At 66.6% G+C, this 16,029-nt stretch carries 12 protein-coding genes and 1 tRNA gene; 8 read left to right on the top strand and 5 right to left on the bottom strand.

Annotation, left to right across the window (positions count from 1 at the left end; translation table 11 throughout):
* Positions 1–2,040, bottom strand: a 2,040-nt coding sequence (locus ACMGDM_RS14550; protein ID WP_436804819.1) for a TonB-dependent receptor plug domain-containing protein, incomplete at its 3' end; no start/stop codon positions are given.
* Between the two features lie 420 nt (positions 2,041–2,460).
* On the opposite strand from ACMGDM_RS14550, the gene ACMGDM_RS14545 reads away from it, so the two are divergent.
* Complete coding sequence (locus tag ACMGDM_RS14545) at positions 2,461–5,187, top strand: TonB-dependent receptor (RefSeq protein WP_436804818.1); 2,727 nt, start codon at positions 2,461–2,463, stop codon at positions 5,185–5,187.
* Positions 5,188–5,201: 14 nt separating this feature from the next.
* A complete protein-coding gene (locus ACMGDM_RS14540; protein ID WP_436804817.1) occupies positions 5,202–6,170 on the top strand; it encodes a family 43 glycosylhydrolase in 969 nt (322 codons plus the stop codon).
* A 159-nt stretch (positions 6,171–6,329) separates the two neighbouring features.
* Here ACMGDM_RS14540 and ACMGDM_RS14535 read toward each other — a convergent pair whose 3' ends face one another.
* A complete protein-coding gene (locus tag ACMGDM_RS14535) occupies positions 6,330–6,710 on the bottom strand; it encodes a winged helix-turn-helix transcriptional regulator (protein ID WP_436804849.1) in 381 nt (126 codons plus the stop codon).
* A 147-nt stretch (positions 6,711–6,857) separates the two neighbouring features.
* Between ACMGDM_RS14535 and ACMGDM_RS14530 the strand changes: the two genes are divergently transcribed.
* From ACMGDM_RS14530 to ACMGDM_RS14520, 3 genes are all read left to right on the top strand, one after another.
* On the top strand, positions 6,858–7,622 hold the full coding sequence (locus ACMGDM_RS14530) for an SDR family oxidoreductase (RefSeq protein ID WP_436804848.1): 765 nt from the start codon (positions 6,858–6,860) through the stop codon (positions 7,620–7,622).
* A 589-nt stretch (positions 7,623–8,211) separates the two neighbouring features.
* On the top strand, positions 8,212–8,769 hold the full coding sequence (locus ACMGDM_RS14525) for a gluconate 2-dehydrogenase subunit 3 family protein (protein WP_436804816.1): 558 nt from the start codon (positions 8,212–8,214) through the stop codon (positions 8,767–8,769).
* A 66-nt stretch (positions 8,770–8,835) separates the two neighbouring features.
* Positions 8,836–10,512, top strand: a complete 1,677-nt coding sequence (locus tag ACMGDM_RS14520) for a GMC oxidoreductase (RefSeq protein ID WP_436804815.1) — start codon at positions 8,836–8,838, stop codon at positions 10,510–10,512.
* 46 nt (positions 10,513–10,558) lie between these two features.
* Here the strand turns inward: ACMGDM_RS14520 and ACMGDM_RS14515 are convergent, their stop codons facing one another.
* Positions 10,559–11,293: a DUF2490 domain-containing protein gene (locus tag ACMGDM_RS14515; RefSeq protein ID WP_436804814.1), complete on the bottom strand. Its 735-nt coding sequence runs from the start codon at positions 11,291–11,293 to the stop codon at positions 10,559–10,561.
* Positions 11,294–11,826: 533 nt separating this feature from the next.
* Here ACMGDM_RS14515 and ACMGDM_RS14510 point away from each other — a divergent pair.
* Both ACMGDM_RS14510 and ACMGDM_RS14505 read left to right on the top strand, forming a co-directional pair.
* Positions 11,827–12,390: an Hsp20/alpha crystallin family protein gene (locus tag ACMGDM_RS14510; protein WP_436804813.1), complete on the top strand. Its 564-nt coding sequence runs from the start codon at positions 11,827–11,829 to the stop codon at positions 12,388–12,390.
* Between the two features lie 22 nt (positions 12,391–12,412).
* A complete protein-coding gene (locus ACMGDM_RS14505; RefSeq protein ID WP_436804812.1) occupies positions 12,413–13,447 on the top strand; it encodes a YfdX family protein in 1,035 nt (344 codons plus the stop codon).
* A gap of 96 nt (positions 13,448–13,543) precedes the next feature.
* Here the strand turns inward: ACMGDM_RS14505 and ACMGDM_RS14500 are convergent.
* Together ACMGDM_RS14500 and recJ are read right to left on the bottom strand one after the other, a co-directional pair.
* Positions 13,544–13,618 (bottom strand) — tRNA-Glu (locus ACMGDM_RS14500).
* Positions 13,619–13,688: 70 nt separating this feature from the next.
* Positions 13,689–15,434, bottom strand: a complete 1,746-nt coding sequence (gene recJ / locus ACMGDM_RS14495; RefSeq protein WP_436804811.1) for a single-stranded-DNA-specific exonuclease RecJ — start codon at positions 15,432–15,434, stop codon at positions 13,689–13,691.
* 100 nt (positions 15,435–15,534) lie between these two features.
* On the opposite strand from recJ, the gene ACMGDM_RS14490 reads away from it, so the two are divergent.
* Positions 15,535–15,924 (top strand): MerC domain-containing protein, encoded by a 390-nt coding sequence (locus ACMGDM_RS14490; protein WP_436804810.1) that lies wholly within the window; start codon positions 15,535–15,537, stop codon positions 15,922–15,924.
* The last annotated feature ends 105 nt before the right edge of the window (positions 15,925–16,029 follow it).

Raw genomic sequence — 16,029 nt, 5'->3', positions numbered from 1 at the left:
CCGCTGCGTGGCGTTGGTGATCGCGGCGCTGGTACCGCTGCGGACCCGCGTCTGGTTGTAATTGTAGGCGAGGCTCAAATTGACGCGCCCCGGGCCGACCGCGTGCGCATAGGTCAGCACCGCGTCGATGCCGCGGGTTCGTGTATCGAAGTCGTTGGTGAAATAGCTGATCGAGGTGAAGCGGTCCGGGTTCGGCAGCGTCGCCGGGATGGCGATCGTGGCGGACTGGCTGAAGCGATCGTCGACGTCGATCTGGTACAGGTCGACCGTAGCGCCGATCCCGACGTCGGTCTGGAAGACAAGGCCGCCGCTCAGGTTCTTCGACGTCTCGGGGCGCAGCGGCGTCGCGCCGAGCGCGACCGCGAGAGGGTCCGTCGGCGCGAGCCGGCCCTGGTTGAAGACCTGCAGCGTGCGCGTGTCGAGCCCTTGGCTCACCACGCGCGTGTTGAGTTGCGCCGGCGTGGGCGCGCGGAAACCGGTGGAATAGGTGGTGCGCACGCCGACCCAGCGCGCCGGGTCGACCCGCGCGGAAAACTTGTAGGTGAACTTGTCGCCGAAGCTCGAGAAATCCTCGTAGCGCCCGGCCGCACCCAGCGAGATCTGCTCGACCGGTCGCCACGCCAGGTCGACGTAGCCGGCGTAGCTGCGCTGCCGGAACGCGCCCGCCTGCGCTGGGCCGAATCCGGGGAAGCCGTTCGCATTGGGCGCCAGCCCCGTCGCCGCGCCGGGCCCGATGGCGTACGAGGCGGGGTCGCCGGTGCCGACGCTATAGCGCTCGATCCGGCGCTCGCCCCCGAAAGCGACGTTGACCGGTTCGGCGGTGCCGACCGGCAGTCGGTAGACAAGGTCGGCGTTGAGGTTGAACTCGCGCTGGGTCAGTCGCCCGAGATAGAAGCTGGTGGGGCTCAGCGGACCGAGCGAGGCGTTGAGACTTTCTCCGAGCCTATAGTCGATCCGGCTGCGACCCGCCGACGCGCTGAGGTCGTAGCTGAGCCGCTCACTCAACTCGCCGCGCAGCCCGCTGGCGAGCTGGAGATCGGCAAAGTCAGTACCAAAGCGCGGTGTGAAACCCGCGGGGTACAGCGCGGTGAAGCTGAAGCCGGGAAAAGCGCGGCTGGCAGCATAGACGCTGGCGGTGCCGTCGGGGTTGCGCCAGTTGAAGTCGGTCACGCCCTCGCCTTGCTGCACGGTGCCGAAGGCGTAAAGGGTCGCGGCCGGGGCCAGTTCGTAATGGAGGTCCACCGCGCCGCGCACGCGCTCCTCATCGGGCTGCCCCCAGCGCTGAACCGGATTGGGCAGCGCGATGTCGGGATGCGCCGCTTGAAAGGCGATCGCGTCGGGGCGCTGGCGCGTGCGTGAAGTCGCTTCCGCATGATCGAACTGGCCGGTGAAGACGATCGCGCCGCGATCGCCGAGCGCGACACCGCCGCGCGCGCCGGTCTGATATTCGTTGCCGTCGCCTTCATAATATTGCGAGAACTGGCCGAACGCCTCCATGCCCGGCGCGTCGTCGAGGATGATGTTGATGACGCCCGCGATCGCGTCGGAACCATATTGCGCCGAGGCGCCGTCGCGCAGCACTTCGATGCGCTTGATCGCAAGAGAGGGAATGCTGGCGAGGTCGGGCGATTGCGCGCCGCGCGTGCCGAGCAGCGCCGAACGATGGTAGCGTTTGCCGTTCACCAGGACGAGCGTCTGGTCGGCCGATAAGCCGCGCAGCGACGCCGGGCGGACGAACGCCTGGCCATCAGCCGCGGGCAGGCGCTGGACGTTGAACGAAGGCAGGAGCTGCGCGAGATTGTCGTTGACGTCGCTCGACACGCTCGAGCGCACCAGCGCCTCCGACAGGACGTCGACCGGGGCGAGCGCGTCATAACGCGTGCGGCCGCGCTCGCGTGTGCCGGTCACCACGACCTCGTCCGGCGGCGTGCCCGTCGTGCTGGCGCCAGCAAGCGGCATACCGCTGTTCGCCTGTGCCCAGGCGTCGGACGCGCCAAGACAGTGCAGCGCGACCACCGCGCAACTCGTTGCGAATTTCATGATATCTCCCGCCGCGGCTCCGCTGGCACGCGTTCGCTGCGCGTTAGAAGCGCGACATGTCAGGTTAGTGACCGTACGGCGTCGAGTTCATTACGTCCGCCGCGCGCTGCCAACGGATGGGCGGCGAGCCCGTCGGCCTGCCTGCGCGCTATGCTGATCACGACATCGTGTGCAATGTCGTCCCAAGGGCCCGACGGCATGGCCGCGCTGCCGATGGATGGAGGCCGTATCAACTCGCTGGAACGCTACTTCAAGGGCGGACATCCACGTCCGCGACGTTGTCATTCGCCCATGATCCCGCCAGCAGAGATAATAATAGTATTTTTTGGAAGCCACTGTTAACGCAGGAAAGTGGCGGGGCAGGGCGATGCTTGTAAGGCGTCCCTCAAAGAACCGAGTGGTCTCGCAGGGAGAGGTGACGTGAAGCAGTGGCTTATTGCGACCGTGTCCGCGGGCGCGTTGTGCGCCGCGACGAACGCGGCAGCGCAAAGTGAGGCGCCGAAGCCGACGACGGCGGCGGACACTGTTGCCAACCCTGCGACGCTCGGCGATGCAACGCAAGAAGACGGGGAAGGCGACGACATCGTGGTCACGGGCCTGCGACGCAGCCTGCAATCGGCGCAGAACATCAAACGCAACGCCGAGGGGATCGTCGACTCCATCGTAGCGGAGGATATCGGCAAGCTACCCGACGTGACGGCCTCCGCCGCACTCGCGCGCGTCACCGGCGTTCAGGTGACCCGCGCCGCAGGTGAGGCGGCCGGCGTGCAGATCCGCGGGCTGCCCGATATCTCCACGACGTATAACGGGCGAGAGATCTTCACTGCCGAAAACCGTTTCGTCGCGATCCAGGATTTCCCGGCCGGCGCCGTGCAGGCGCTGGAGGTCTACAAGTCGTCGACCGCCAACCTGATCGAGGGCGGGATCGGGGGGCAAGTGAACGTCCGGTCGCGGCGACCGTTCGACTTCGACGGCTTGCAGCTTTCCGGTTCGCTGAACGGCGTGCATTGGGAGCAGAGCCAGCGGCTCGACTATAACGGCAACCTTCTGGTCACCGATCGCTGGGACACGGGCATCGGCGAGATCGGCGTGTTGGTCAACGCCGCGATCTCGAACATCGACTTTCTCGACGCGACGCGCGAGGTCGACCGGTTCGTCACCCCGGAGCCGGGCGCTCCCAACGACGCGGCTGGATTTACCCGGCCGAACGGACAAGGCATTTTCTACGGCAGCGGCAACCGCTGGCGTCCGTCCGTCAACGCGGCGGTGCAATGGCGCCCTGCCAGCAACCTCGAATTCTATATAGACGGACTGTTTCAAGGCTATCGTGCCAAGGACCGCAATCACTGGCTGTTCGTGCCGACGTTCGGCGATGGCGCGCAATACAGCAACGTGGTGCTGCGCAACGGCAGCAATTCGGTGCAGAGCATGACCGTCACCGGCGCTTCGACGCCGGACGGCTATGATGCGTTCACGAGGGCGCGCACCGATACCTATCAACTCGCCGGCGGCGCGATCTGGACGGCGGGTCGGCTCAAGCTGACTGGTGACGTCGCTTATACCGACAGCACGTATACGCAGCAGAGCGCGAACATCGATTACGCCTTCACCAGCTCGCCGACGCGCAATGTCGATTTCGATATCGCGCGGGGGCAGGGCGGCGGCGTGTTCGACTTCGTCGATTTCGACGCGTCCGACCCCAACAATTATGCGCTTCGCGGGCTGTTCGACGCCAATTTCCGCGCCACCGGCAAGGACTGGCAGGCGCGGCTGGATGCCGAATACGACCTGGGCCTCGATGTCCTGCCGAAGCTACAGGCCGGTGTCCGTTTCAACACGCGCGACGCGGCGCGCTACAACGGGCAGCGATATGCTGGATTGATCCAGACCGGGCTGACCTATCCCGACCTGCCCGTCCAGATCAGGCCGATCACGCGCGGATTTCGCTTCGACAACGACCAGCCGGTCACCGTCTTCCCTGGCGCGACCTTCGACAGCGTGTTCGACAATCGCGACCCGCTGCGCGCGATCGCCGGCTTCTCGCCCGGCAACCCCGCCTTCAACGATCAGGAGACGTTCACCGCATCCGAACGTTCGTGGGCCGGCTATGCGCAGGCCAAATACGCCTTCGACATCGGCATCCCGATCGAGGGAAATGTGGGACTGCGCGTCATCAACACGCGCACGCAAGTGCAAGGCAATTCGTACGACGCGACCACCGACACCTTTACTCCTGTCGCGCAGACGAACCGCTATACCGACTACCTGCCCAATGCGAACCTGCGCGCGACGCTTGCCAACGACCTTCAACTGCGGCTTGCTTTCACGCAGACGCGCACGCGGCCGAACTTCATCGACCTGAACCCGTCCAGCAATGTCGGGACCGTGCCGACAGCATGTTCGACCGAAGGTGTCGATACGGTCAATTGCTTCGTCCCGGTTACGTCGGGCAACCCGAACCTGAGCCCGCTGCGTTCAAACAATTACGACGTGTCGCTCGAATATTATTACGCTCCCTCGGGGTCGCTGACCGCGGGCGTGTTCCGCCGGGACGTGAGCAATTTCATCTTCCGGAGCACCACCAACATCACGGTGGCCGGGACGCCGGATCGCCGCGTCAACTCGCCGAGCAATGGCGGCAACGGACGAGTGCAGGGCGCCGAGTTGGCGTTCACCGGCTTCCTCGACATTGCCAGCCTGCCGGAATGGGCTCGCGGCTTCGGCCTGCAAGCCAATTATACCTACCTTGACGCCTCGACCGAATTGGCACCGGAGTTCCGTGACCGGCTGCCGGGTCAGCAGCCGTTCCCCGGCGTGTCGAAACATTCCTTCAACCTGGTTGGATTGTACGAGCGTCCGGTCTTTTCGGCACGGCTCGCGTACAATTGGCGGTCCCGCTTCGCGACCGAATATCAGGACCTGCAGGCGGGATTTCTCGCGCCGCTCTACCAGAAGTCCTTGGGCGTCATGGATTTCTCGACCACCGTCACGCCAGTGCCCAACGTGACGATCGCCTTTGACCTGCTGAACGTTCTGGGCACGCCCGTCCGTAACGATCGGGCCTATAATGGCGCAGGGGACAGCTATCCGTTCCAGGTTCGATACATCGAGCGTAGCTATTCGCTTGGTGTGCGCTTCCGCTTCTGACCCGGATGTTGGCTTTGACGCTATTTCGCTTTTTTGCCGCCGTCCTGTTGCTCGCCGGCGCAACGGTGCCGGCGCTTGCCGACAACCCGCAGTTTCAGGGTGCCGATCCGCACGCCGTCATGATCGGCAACGAGCTGTGGCTGTTTCCGACCGGCGGGCCCGAAGGAAGCTGGGCGGCGGATCGCTTCCGCGCCTTCTCTTCCCCGGACCTGAAAACATGGCGGCCGCGCGGCGAACTCATCCGGCGTGATCAGATTGCCTGGATCGGCGCGGACGGCGCGCCCGAGCATTTCCTCTGGGCTCCGGGCGTCGCAACGCGCGATGGCAAATGGTATCTCTATTATTCGGTCGGACCGCAACATCCGACACCCAGTCGCATCGGCGTGGCCGTCGCCGAACGTCCGGAGGGGCCGTATCGCGACAGCGGCCGTCCGCTCGTTACCGGGGGAAGCGGGTTCGAGGCGATCGACCCGATGGTCTTTGTCGATCCGCGTACCGGTATCGCGTATCTCTACGCGGGAGGCAGTGCAGGCGCGGCGCTGCGCGTGTGGGAGCTGAGACCCGACATGATCGGGATTGCGCGCGAGGTGCCTGTCGTCACGCCACCGCAGTTCACCGAGGGCGCGTTCATGCACGAGCGGAACGGCACCTATTACCTGTCATACAGCCATGGCCGCTTCAACGCGGCGGACTATTCCGTCCATTATGCGACCGCGCCCTCACCGGTCGGGCCTTGGACATATCGCGGCGCCATTCTCACCAGCGACCGTCAGCATAAGGGGCCGGGCCACCACAGCTTCGTGCGGACGCCGGCGGGCAATTGGTTGATCGTCTATCATCGTTGGGATCGACCCGCAGGCCCCGCCCCGTTCAAGGGCGAGCGGCAGGTTGCGATCGACCGCCTCACTTATGCAGCCGATGGACGGATCCTCCCGGTTCGGATGACCGACGGGACCAAGTCGCCGAGGATGAAGGTGCGCTGAGGCTCTGTTCTACCCGCACGCGCCGACGCATACACGGTGGCACGTGAAGGATGGCGCAGGTCAGGAAGCGCGATGTGCGGGCTGGAAACGCAACCGGGTCTTCCGCACGGCGGCCTGAATACGACCCGCCCGCGACGGAATGGATCTGGCTCGATCCGGTCAGGATTGCTGGGCGTCGAAACGCGCTCGCGCCTCCTCGACACGGGTCAGATTGTCGTCCGCCCAAATCCATACCCCGCAAAAGGCGGCGCCTAAGCTCGCGCCGATGTCCGTCAGCCGATATTCCACGCGCGGCGGCACGACCGGATGGACGGTGCGGGTTACCATGCCATCGCGCTCCATCTGGCGGAGCGTCTGGGTAAGCATCTTCTGACTGACGCCACTGACCAAGCGGGAGAGCTGGGTAAAGCGCAGCTCCCCGTGCTCGCCCAAGACTTCGAGGATGATCATCGTCCACTTGTCGGCGACGCGGCCAATCAGCTCGTTGACCAGCGCCTCCACCTTGGGATCGCAATCGTCGGGTGGCGGCGTCTCGGCAATACGACGCGTTCTGAGAAGGGTGGCGTTATGAAACGGCAGGCTCGACACGCAGTCACTCTCCTTTCGGTAAGTATGGATATTTCCAGTGCCTTCTTCCTGATCGAACGTAGCGCCTTAGATGACCGGCTCCAAGCTGGAGCGGATCTCATGAAGACAAGCGGCAACACCATTCTCATCACCGGCGGCGGGTCGGGCATCGGCGAGGCGCTCGCGCATCGGCTCCATGACGCCGGCAACACGGTGATTGTAGCCGGGCGGCGTCGAGAGGCGCTGGAGAAGGCGATTACCGGGCGCGCCAACATGCACGCCATCGAGCTGGACGTGGAACGCGCGGATGCGATCACCGACTTCGCTCGCAGGCTGTTGGCGCAGCACCCCGCCATCAACGTCCTCGTCAACAACGCAGGGATCATGCGCTTCGAGGCGCTGGACAGCTATCGCGACCTGGCGGACGCGGAAGCGACGATCACCACCAACCTGCTCGGCCCGATAAGGCTGACCAACGCGCTGATCGATCACCTCGTGCAGCAGCCCGACGCTGCTGTCGTGAACGTGACGTCGGGGCTGGCCTTCGTGCCGCTGGTGGTGACGCCTACCTACAACGCGACCAAGGCGGCGATCCATTCCTATACGGTCGCCATGCGCGAGGTGCTGCGGGGCCGCGTCGAGGTGATCGAGCTTGCTCCGCCTGCGGTCCAGACGGGGCTGACCCCGGGGCAGGAGAGCCGTCCCGGCTACCAGCCGCTCGACGATTTCGCTGACGAAGTGATGGCGCTGCTTTCCCAGGTGCCGACCCCGCCGGAGATCCTGGTGGAACGCGTCGGCTTCCTCCGCCGCGCCGAAGCGGAAGGTCGGTTCGATCAGACCCTGTCGCAACTGAACGAATTTGCAGCCAAGGCACGCGGCGACTGAAGCTGCTTCGCTTTGTTGCGAGCGAACCATCGTGCCTCGCCGACATCGAAATTCCCAGGCGGCGCCGTCGCGCAGGCGAGGTGTTCGTCATTCGCAGCGCTGCCAATACCGACACGCGGGTGGAGCCTTTGAGCGAAAGGCCGGCAGGGTGAGCTTTGGTGACAGGTTGCTCACCCCATCGTCTGGTGTCGCTTACCTTAAGCGCTGGTACCCGCGACCAATAACATCACACCAGACCACAACCTCGAACCGGCCCGAGCCGGGCTGTCGTGCGGGCGGCGGACCTCCGCACGCGCCCACATGGTAGCGCTATTCAGGAAGATGCATGACACGGAAAGGGTCGCTGCTGCCCGGCAGGCGCAAGCGGACTGAAATCCTCGAACGTGACGGTTGGTTCCGTTTTCACCGATCGGGCGCATTGACGAACCCGCCTCTTGCGGAATAACCATGCTTTTAACGAGAGTGAGGGGAGGCCAATGGCTGATGGTCGTCGAGGCGCCGGCGTCGTGCGCCGCGTCATGGTAACGCAACCGTTGCCGGGCGCGAGCGCGTGGCATGTTCACCTCCCGTTGATCCAGGGAGATGAGCGTTGATCGATCGCAGAACCGCCTTGGCCGGCGTCGTCGGCATGTTCGGCGCCAACCTCTTCGCGCCGCTGGCGCGTGCCGCTGCTTATCAACCCGATCCGGTGATCAACACCGGGCCGCCTGCGACGGTGTTCACCCCCGCGCAGCGCGCCTTGGTCGCCGCGCTGAGCGAGCGCGTGCTGCCCACCACCGATACGCCGGGCGCGATCGCCGCGGGCGTACCCGCGTATATCGAGCATATGCTGGGCGACTGGGCGATCGACGACGAACGCGACACAATCCTCAACGGACTGGCCGCGATCGATGCGCGCAGTCAGTCGGATTACAAGAAGGCCGCGGTCGGGGCTACGGCGGCGCAGCAGGATGCGCTGCTCACGCTGGCAATGAATCGGCAGCTGCCCGGAGCGGAGCCGTTCTTCGATGCGTTCCGCCAGCTCGTAATCTCGGGTTATTACACCTCAGAGGTCGGGATCACGCAGGAGCGTCACTATCTGCCGGTGCCGGGTGAGTATGACGGTGCTTACCCCTATGCGAAGGTCAAGCGGATCTTCTCGTCCTGACGCCGAAGGTATCTCCCTCAGCGTCGCGGTTTCTCTTCAGACTTCAAGTATCGGACGGGCAAGATCATGGCAGCAACAGATCGCTTCGACGCCATCGTCATCGGCTCAGGCGTGAGCGGCGGCTGGGCCGCCAAGGAACTCACCGAAAAGGGCCTGCGCGTCCTGATGGTGGATCGCGGCCGTATGGTCGAGCACGGCGAGGACTATCCGTATGACGGCAAGTCCGCTTATGATGTTCCCGCACGTGACAAGATGCCCGCGGCCCTGGCCAAGCGCGACTATTTCGCGCTCAATGGCTGGGTGTCGCCCGCGACGCAGCCGTTCTTCATCAACGATCGGCTCAATCCCTATGATTATGACGCGCCGAACAAGTTCAACTGGGTCCGGCCATCGGTCGTCGGCGGCAAGTCGCTGACCTGGGGACGGTGGAGCTTCCGCTGGAGCGACAAGGACTTTGACGCGAATAAGCGCGAGGGCGTCGGCACCGACTGGCCGATCCGCTACGACGACGTCGCGCCTTGGTACAGCTATGTCGAGAAGTATATCGGCGTGTCGGGCGGCAAGGAGGGGCTCGATTACCTCCCTGACAGCGAATTCATGCCGCCGTTTCCGATGAACGTCGCGGAGAAATGGTTCAAGCAGCGGCTCGAGGCCGAGTTCCCCGGACGCAAGCTGATCAACGCGCGGCTCAGCAACATCACCGAGGACAAGCCCGAGCAGAACCGTACGCGGTGCCAGAAGCGCTCGCAGTGCAGCCATGGCTGCAGCTTCGGTGCCTATTTCTCGACCCAGGCGGTGACCTTGCCCGCGGCGCGCGCGACCGGTCGCCTGACGCTGCGCTCCGACACCTGGGCCACCAACGTGGAATATGATCCCGCGCGCAAGCGGGTCACGGGTGTGCGGCTGGTCGACGCGAAGACCGGGCGCGCCGAGGTGGTGCAGGCGCGCATGGTCTTCCTGTGCGCCTCCGCGATGAGTTCGCTTCACATCCTGCTCAACTCGCGCCCGGCGGACAGCGAGCGGAGCTGGTTCCACTCCAACGGCGCGCTCGGCAGCGCGGTGATGGACCATATCTTCCGCGTCGGCGTGTCGGGCGACATCCCCGGCATGACCGACCTGGTCGAGTTCGGCCGCCGCCCGGGCGGGGTCTATGTTCCGCGTTTCCGCAATCTCGTCGCCGAGGACCTGCCCTTCAAGCGCGGCTATGGCTATCAGGGCCAGGCCAGCCGGCAGCCCGCCGCGCCGGAAGGCTTCGGCGCCGCGATGAAACATGGCATGCGCGAATATGGCCCGTGGCGCTTCCAGATGGGCGCGTTCGGCGAATGCCTCCCGTACGACGACAATCGGGTCATGCTGAACTTCAGCAAGACCGATCGCTTCGGCACGCCGCTGCTGCGCTTCGACGTGACGTTCCGCGACAATGAGATCAAGATGATGGACGATGCGCTCGAGCAGGGGCAGCTGATGCTGAAGCGCGCCGGGCTGACCAATGTGAAGGGCGGCCGCGGCAAGCATGTGCCGGGCGAGGCGATCCACGAGATGGGCGGCGCGCGCATGGGGCGCGACCCCGGCACCTCGGTGCTCAACGGGTGGAACCAGGCGCATGACGCGCCCAACCTCTTCGTTACCGACGGTGCGCAGATGGCGTCGGTATCGTGCGTCAATCCCTCGCTCACCTTCATGGCGATGACCGCGCGCGCGGCGGATCATGCGGTCAAGCAGATGCAGGCGGGCGTGATCTGAGGCCGGCACGCCGGCGCTTCTCAGGGGAGGGGCGCCGGGGTGGCGCTCAGTCGTGCGTGGTGGTCGGTTCGGCCGAGTGCAGCTTGATCGTGAGCTGCAGCGTCAGTGCGTGGTCCATCTGGTCGCGCGCGCCGTCGCGGCCGAACCGAAACTGGTTCAGGTAGCCGATGTCGAGACTGGTCGTGGCGCTTGTTCGCACGACCAAGCCGGCGATATTGCGCATCCGTTCATAGCCGCGTCGCTGACCCCAACTCGTATCGTTCGCGAGCCAGAAGCTCTCGTGGCTGACGAACAGCGCCGTGCCACCCGGCGCGATCGGGTGATTGTACCGCAGCAGCGGGCGGATCCGGACGCCGACCTCATCGCCGCGCGGATCAAACCGTTCGTCGACGCGGAACCGGCTGGCGAAGCGCCCGAAGGTGGCGACGATCTGCTGGCGGAAGCGATCCTCGTTCGCCGCGGTATTGCGGTTATGCGCGCCCACCTTGCGATACCCCGCGCCGAGTTCGACGCCGCGCACGATGCGATAGGACAGCAGCGCACCGAACTCGGTTTGATACAGCCCCGCCTGCCGATCGCTGAAGCGCGCGATCTGCTCGAGCGTGAGCTGCGCTGCCCCGGGGAGCGGCACGCTGGTGTTGACCTGCAGCCAGAGTTGTTCGTCCTCCTGCTGCGCATGCGCCGGTGACGCGACCAGCGTGGCCGCCGCGGCGAGGAGCAAGCTGATCCGGCTGGCAGGGGTGCATATTTCCCAGATCGATGCCGCTGCGGTGCGCGTCATCGTCCCGCTATGACCGCTTCGCGGAGCAGCGGCAATGCGTCGCGATCCGGGTCTTGACGATGCCGCGGACGCTCCTATCTGGCGCGTCGTCATCAGCGACGGAAAGGCGAGAACGGAGCGACAGGAGCGAGGATCGAGGAGGCTTGGCGATGATCGCGATGATCTGCTCTCGACAAATCGTCCCGTCTTGCGGCCTTGCCGCCACCGTTCGAACCAAGGCCGTTCGAAGCAGCGTTCGTTGTGCAGGCGATGGCAGCTGTCCACTGTATGCTGAACGCCTCACGATGTTCGCGGCGGGGCGAACCGTCCTATGTCTGACGACACCGGCAGCGCGCCGACGAGCCGCGGCGCGCGATCGGTCAAACCGGCAGGTCCGGTCATCGACCCGCCTCCGGCGCGGCTCGGCAACAGCGCCAGTCGGAGCCAGCGGTGCACGCGCCGCGCTAGGGCCGGCCGGCGACCAGCCCGATGTAAGGGGAGCCGCCATCGGGCACACACTCCTAGGCTCCCCACTTTACCAACGGAGAGATGACATGGCTCGTCATATGCTGATTCCATTCCGCCCGGGCGGTCTGCTCGGCGGCGATCCCTTTGTGTCACTGCATCGTGAGGTCAATCGCCTGTTCGAGGACGTGCTGCGCAGCACCGGACTGTCGGCCACGCCCGGGGAGGGAAGAGGCGCGGCCGTGCTCGCGCCGCACATAAACGTCAGCGAGACGGACAAGGAGGTACGCCTCACGGCGGAATTGCCCGGCGTGCGCGAGCAGGATCTGCACGTCGAACTCAACGGCGACGTGCTTGCGATCCGCGCCGAGAAAAAGGAGGAGCGCGAGGAAGACCAAGAGAATTACCACGTGGTCGAGCGTTCTTTCGGCACCTTCCAGCGCTCGCTCCAGCTGCCGTTCACGGTTGAACCCGACCAGGTGTCGGCACGGTTTGAAAACGGCGTGCTCACCGTCACATTGCCCAAGGGAGCGCAGCAGGAGCAAACGCGGCGCATCGCAATCCAGTCGGGCAAAGCCGGAACGATGCCGCCGCGGGCGCTCGAGAACAAGAACGCCGCTAGCGGGGCCGGAGCGGCTTCGACATCGGCGTAAGCGGGGCGGGGGCCGGCCGAAGGTGGCCGGCCCTCTTTTCTCCACGCAGGTCATAACAGCCGGCTCATCCCGGAGCCGGCCAACCATCCATCACGAACGGCTCCGCTTGAGGTACGGAGCCGATGGGAGACAGGAGATGACAGGAAAGCTGCATTCGCTCACCGCGGCCGCGAGCGTCCTTCTGCTGGTGGGATGCTCGGGCGCCCCAACGGACAAGGCGTCGCGCCAGAGCCCGCCGGCCGAGCAAATCAACGCACCGGCGGCGGCCGCAGGCACCCGGCCCGCGCCGGCGTCGCAAGCCCGTCACGGCGAGTTGCTGCAAGAAGCGGTCGACGCGCTCCGGGAGACGCACAATGCGCTCGCGGCGATCGACCGCAATACGCCGGATGATGCCATGGCGGCACTGGAGCGCGCCACCGGCAAGCTCGAGATCGTCCTCGCCCGCACGCCTGATCTCGCGCTGGCGCCGGTCGACATCTCGTTCGCAACGCATGACCTGCTCAGCAGCGTCGACGCTGTGGAAGCGTTGCGCGACCGCGCGCGGTCGGCGCTGGATCACGGTCGGCTGCAGGAGGCACGCCGGCTGATTGGCGATCTCGCCAGCGAGACCAACATCGACGAGAGCCAGCTGCCCCTGGCGACCTATCCCGCCGCGCTGACCCGGGCGGCGGCGCTGCTCCACCAGGGTAAGCCACGAGAAGCCAAGGCAGCTTTGGAGACGGCGCTCGGCACCATTGTGGTGAAGCGTACCGTCATTCCGCTGCCGCTGGTCCGTGCCGAGGCGGCGGTCACGCAGGCGCGCGGTCTCGGCGAGAAGGCGAACCGCAGTGCTGCGGAAAATGCGCGGCTGCGCGCGCTGCTACAGACTGCGCGCGACCAGCTGCGGCTGGGAGAGGCGCTGGGCTATGCCACCGACAGGGACATGAAGGACCTGCTCGCCGCGGTCGACGAGATCGACCGCAAGACCAGCGGGCAACAACATGGCGCGGGCCTGCTCGACCGCATCGGGGCGCTGTTCAGGCATGCGCACGGCGCGAGCCAACCCAAGGCATCATAGCGCTGGGGCAAAGGTCGGAGGAGGCGGCGGTACGCCGGTCGCCTCCGGCAATGCCCGCCCCGACGGGCGGCGCCCGGCCGACCGACGGTGCGATCATGGTGACCCCTACGGGACTCGAACCCGTGTTTCAGCCGTGAAAGGGCCGCGTCCTAACCACTAGACGAAGGGGCCGTGAGGCGGCTGGTCGGGTAGGGGCAAAGCGCCGGCCGGTCAAGCCGCTTTGCCGCTCCGCCGCACGCGATCACGCCACCCAGGCGGCGTCGTCGAGGTGAAGCTCGGCAGTGCCGCGGCCGCTCCACTCGTCAAGGCGCGCGCGGCCCGCCAGCCAAAGCCGGCGGGAGGGCCCGGCGGCGAGCAGTGCCTGGCCGAGCGGGGTATCGGCGGCGCGAAACGCCATGGCCTTGAGGCTGCGTCCGTCGTCACCCGCAACGATCGCGCGCACGTGCCCGCTGCCGACCACGTCGACCTTGATCGTCCGCACTGGTCCGACCGCGACACGCGGCGCCGGCCAGCCGCTGCCATAAGGCCCCCCTGCCTCGAGCGCCTCGACCAGGGCGGCGGTCACTCCGCCCGGGGCGAGGACCGAGTCGACCAGCAGCGCGCGCCCGGCCTGGGCCGCTTCCACCGCCCCGGCGAGCCGCGCCTCAAGCCAGTCGGCAAAGGCGGTGACCTGGTCGCCGGCGATCGTCAGCCCCGCCGCCATCGCATGGCCGCCGCCCGCGATCAGCAGCCCCTGTTCGAGCGCCGCGAGCACCGCGGCGCCAAGATCCACTCCCGTGATCGAGCGTCCGGACCCCTTGCCGATGCCCTGCTCGTCGAGCGCGATGACGATCGCCGGGCGCCCGGTCTTCTCCTTCAGCCGGCCGGCGACGATGCCGATCACGCCGGGGTGCCAGCCGGTGCCGGCAACGACGCCGACTGCGCGGTCCTGCCGCAGCAGCGCTTCGGCCGCCTCCTGCACCATCGCCTCGATCGATCGGCGCTCCTCGTTGAGCCGGTCGAGTTCGGCGGCGAGCGCGCGTGCCTCCACCGGGTCGGCGGTGGTGAGCAGTCGTACGCCGAGGTCGGCGCGGCCGACGCGCCCGCCCGCGTTGATCCGCGGTCCCAGCGCAAACCCGAGGTCGGTGGCGGTGGGCGCGCGCGTCAGTCGCGCCGCATCGGCGAGCGCGGCGAGCCCGATGTTCCGCCGTTGCGCCATGACCTTGAGCCCCTGCGCCACGAAGGCGCGGTTGAGCCCGCGCAGTTGCGCCACGTCCGCCACGGTGCCGAGCGCGACGAGATCGAGCAGGTCGAGCAGCCGGGGCTCGGCGCGACCGTCGAAATGCCCGCGTGCGCGCAGCACGCGCAACAGCGCCGCGCCGAGCAGGAACGCCACCCCGACCGCGGCGAGATGGCCGTGCGCGGCGCCATCGGTCTCGTCGCGCCGGTTCGGATTCACCACCGCATGCGCGCGCGGCAGCTCGGTGGCGCATTGATGGTGGTCGACCACGATGACGTCGGCGCGCGCCGCGGCGAGCGCCTCGAACGCCTGGGCGCCGCAATCGACGGTGACGATCAGCGTCGCGCCCTCGGCCGCAAGCCGGTCCATCGCCGCGACCGTCGGACCATAGCCCTCGGTGAGCCGGTCGGGAATATAGACGCGCGGGGCACGGCCGAGCGCGCCGAGCAGCCGCGCGAGCAGCGCGGAGGAGGTGGCGCCGTCGACGTCATAGTCGCCGAACACCGCGACCTGCTCGCCCGCGGTCACCGCATCCGCGAGCCGCACAGCGGCGGCGTCCATGTCGCGGAAGATCGAGGGATCGGGCATGAACCCGCGGATCGAGGGCGCCTTGTGCGCGTCGAGGTCGTCGCGCGCGCAGCCGCGCGACAGCAGCAATTGGGTGAGCAGATCGTCCGGGACGAAGCGGTCGCGCTGATCGGTGGCGAGCGCGCGCCAGCGCCAGGGCTGGCCCAGGATCGAGCGCTCGATATCGAGGACATGACGCATTCCGCCGCCTCTATCCTATTGCCTGCGGCCAAGTCACGTGCCGCAAATAAAGCCCTATGAGACATTGTAACATGGTTCGGGATCGCCTAACTGGCGCGTCATGCTGCCGTCGCATGCCTCTCGTCACGACCGACCCGGCCGGCTCGATCGCTGGGCGATCTGGCTGTCGGCGGCATGCGTCGTCCACTGCCTCGCTACGACGGTCGCGCTGGCGCTGCTGTCGACCGTGGGAGGCATGCTCGGCAGCCCGCTGATTCATGAGGTCGGGCTGGCGCTGGCGCTTGCGCTTGGGCTGGTGGCCTTCGGTCGCGGGGTGATCACGCATCGTCGTCTGTTGCCGATCGCCCTCGGCGGTGGCGGCTTGGCGTTGATGGCGGTGGCGATCGTCGTGCCCCATGGCGAGTCGCACCTGACCGAATCGATGTTCACGATCGCGGGCGTGGTGCTGCTCGCCGCCGGGCATTGGAGCAATCGTCGCGCGCATGGCTGAGCCGCCGCAATCGGCCCGGATGTCGCCGCTACTGTGCCGGGGCCGCGCACTGACAAGCCAAATCCGGTAATCGACAGCCTGATGTCGCTCAGCTATTCCCGCTAG

Origin of the sequence: Sphingomonas larreae (assembly GCF_051400595.1) — a bacterium.
GTDB lineage: Bacteria > Pseudomonadota > Alphaproteobacteria > Sphingomonadales > Sphingomonadaceae > Sphingomonas.
Note: the sequence above shows the minus strand (reverse complement) of the source record. Positions and strands in the feature narration are given on the sequence as shown.

Bases quoted from the DNA above. Each gene is read 5' to 3' on its own strand.
- ACMGDM_RS14530 (WP_436804848.1), top strand. From the start codon at position 6,858: ATGAAGACAAGCGGCAACACCATTCTCATCACCGGCGGCGGGTCGGGC.
- ACMGDM_RS14520 (WP_436804815.1), top strand. From the start codon at position 8,836: ATGGCAGCAACAGATCGCTTCGACGCCATCGTCATCGGCTCAGGCGTG.
- ACMGDM_RS14515 (WP_436804814.1), bottom strand. From the start codon at position 11,293: ATGACGCGCACCGCAGCGGCATCGATCTGGGAAATATGCACCCCTGCC.
- ACMGDM_RS14510 (WP_436804813.1), top strand. From the start codon at position 11,827: ATGGCTCGTCATATGCTGATTCCATTCCGCCCGGGCGGTCTGCTCGGC.
- recJ (WP_436804811.1), bottom strand. From the start codon at position 15,434: ATGCGTCATGTCCTCGATATCGAGCGCTCGATCCTGGGCCAGCCCTGG.
- ACMGDM_RS14490 (WP_436804810.1), top strand. From the start codon at position 15,535: ATGCTGCCGTCGCATGCCTCTCGTCACGACCGACCCGGCCGGCTCGAT.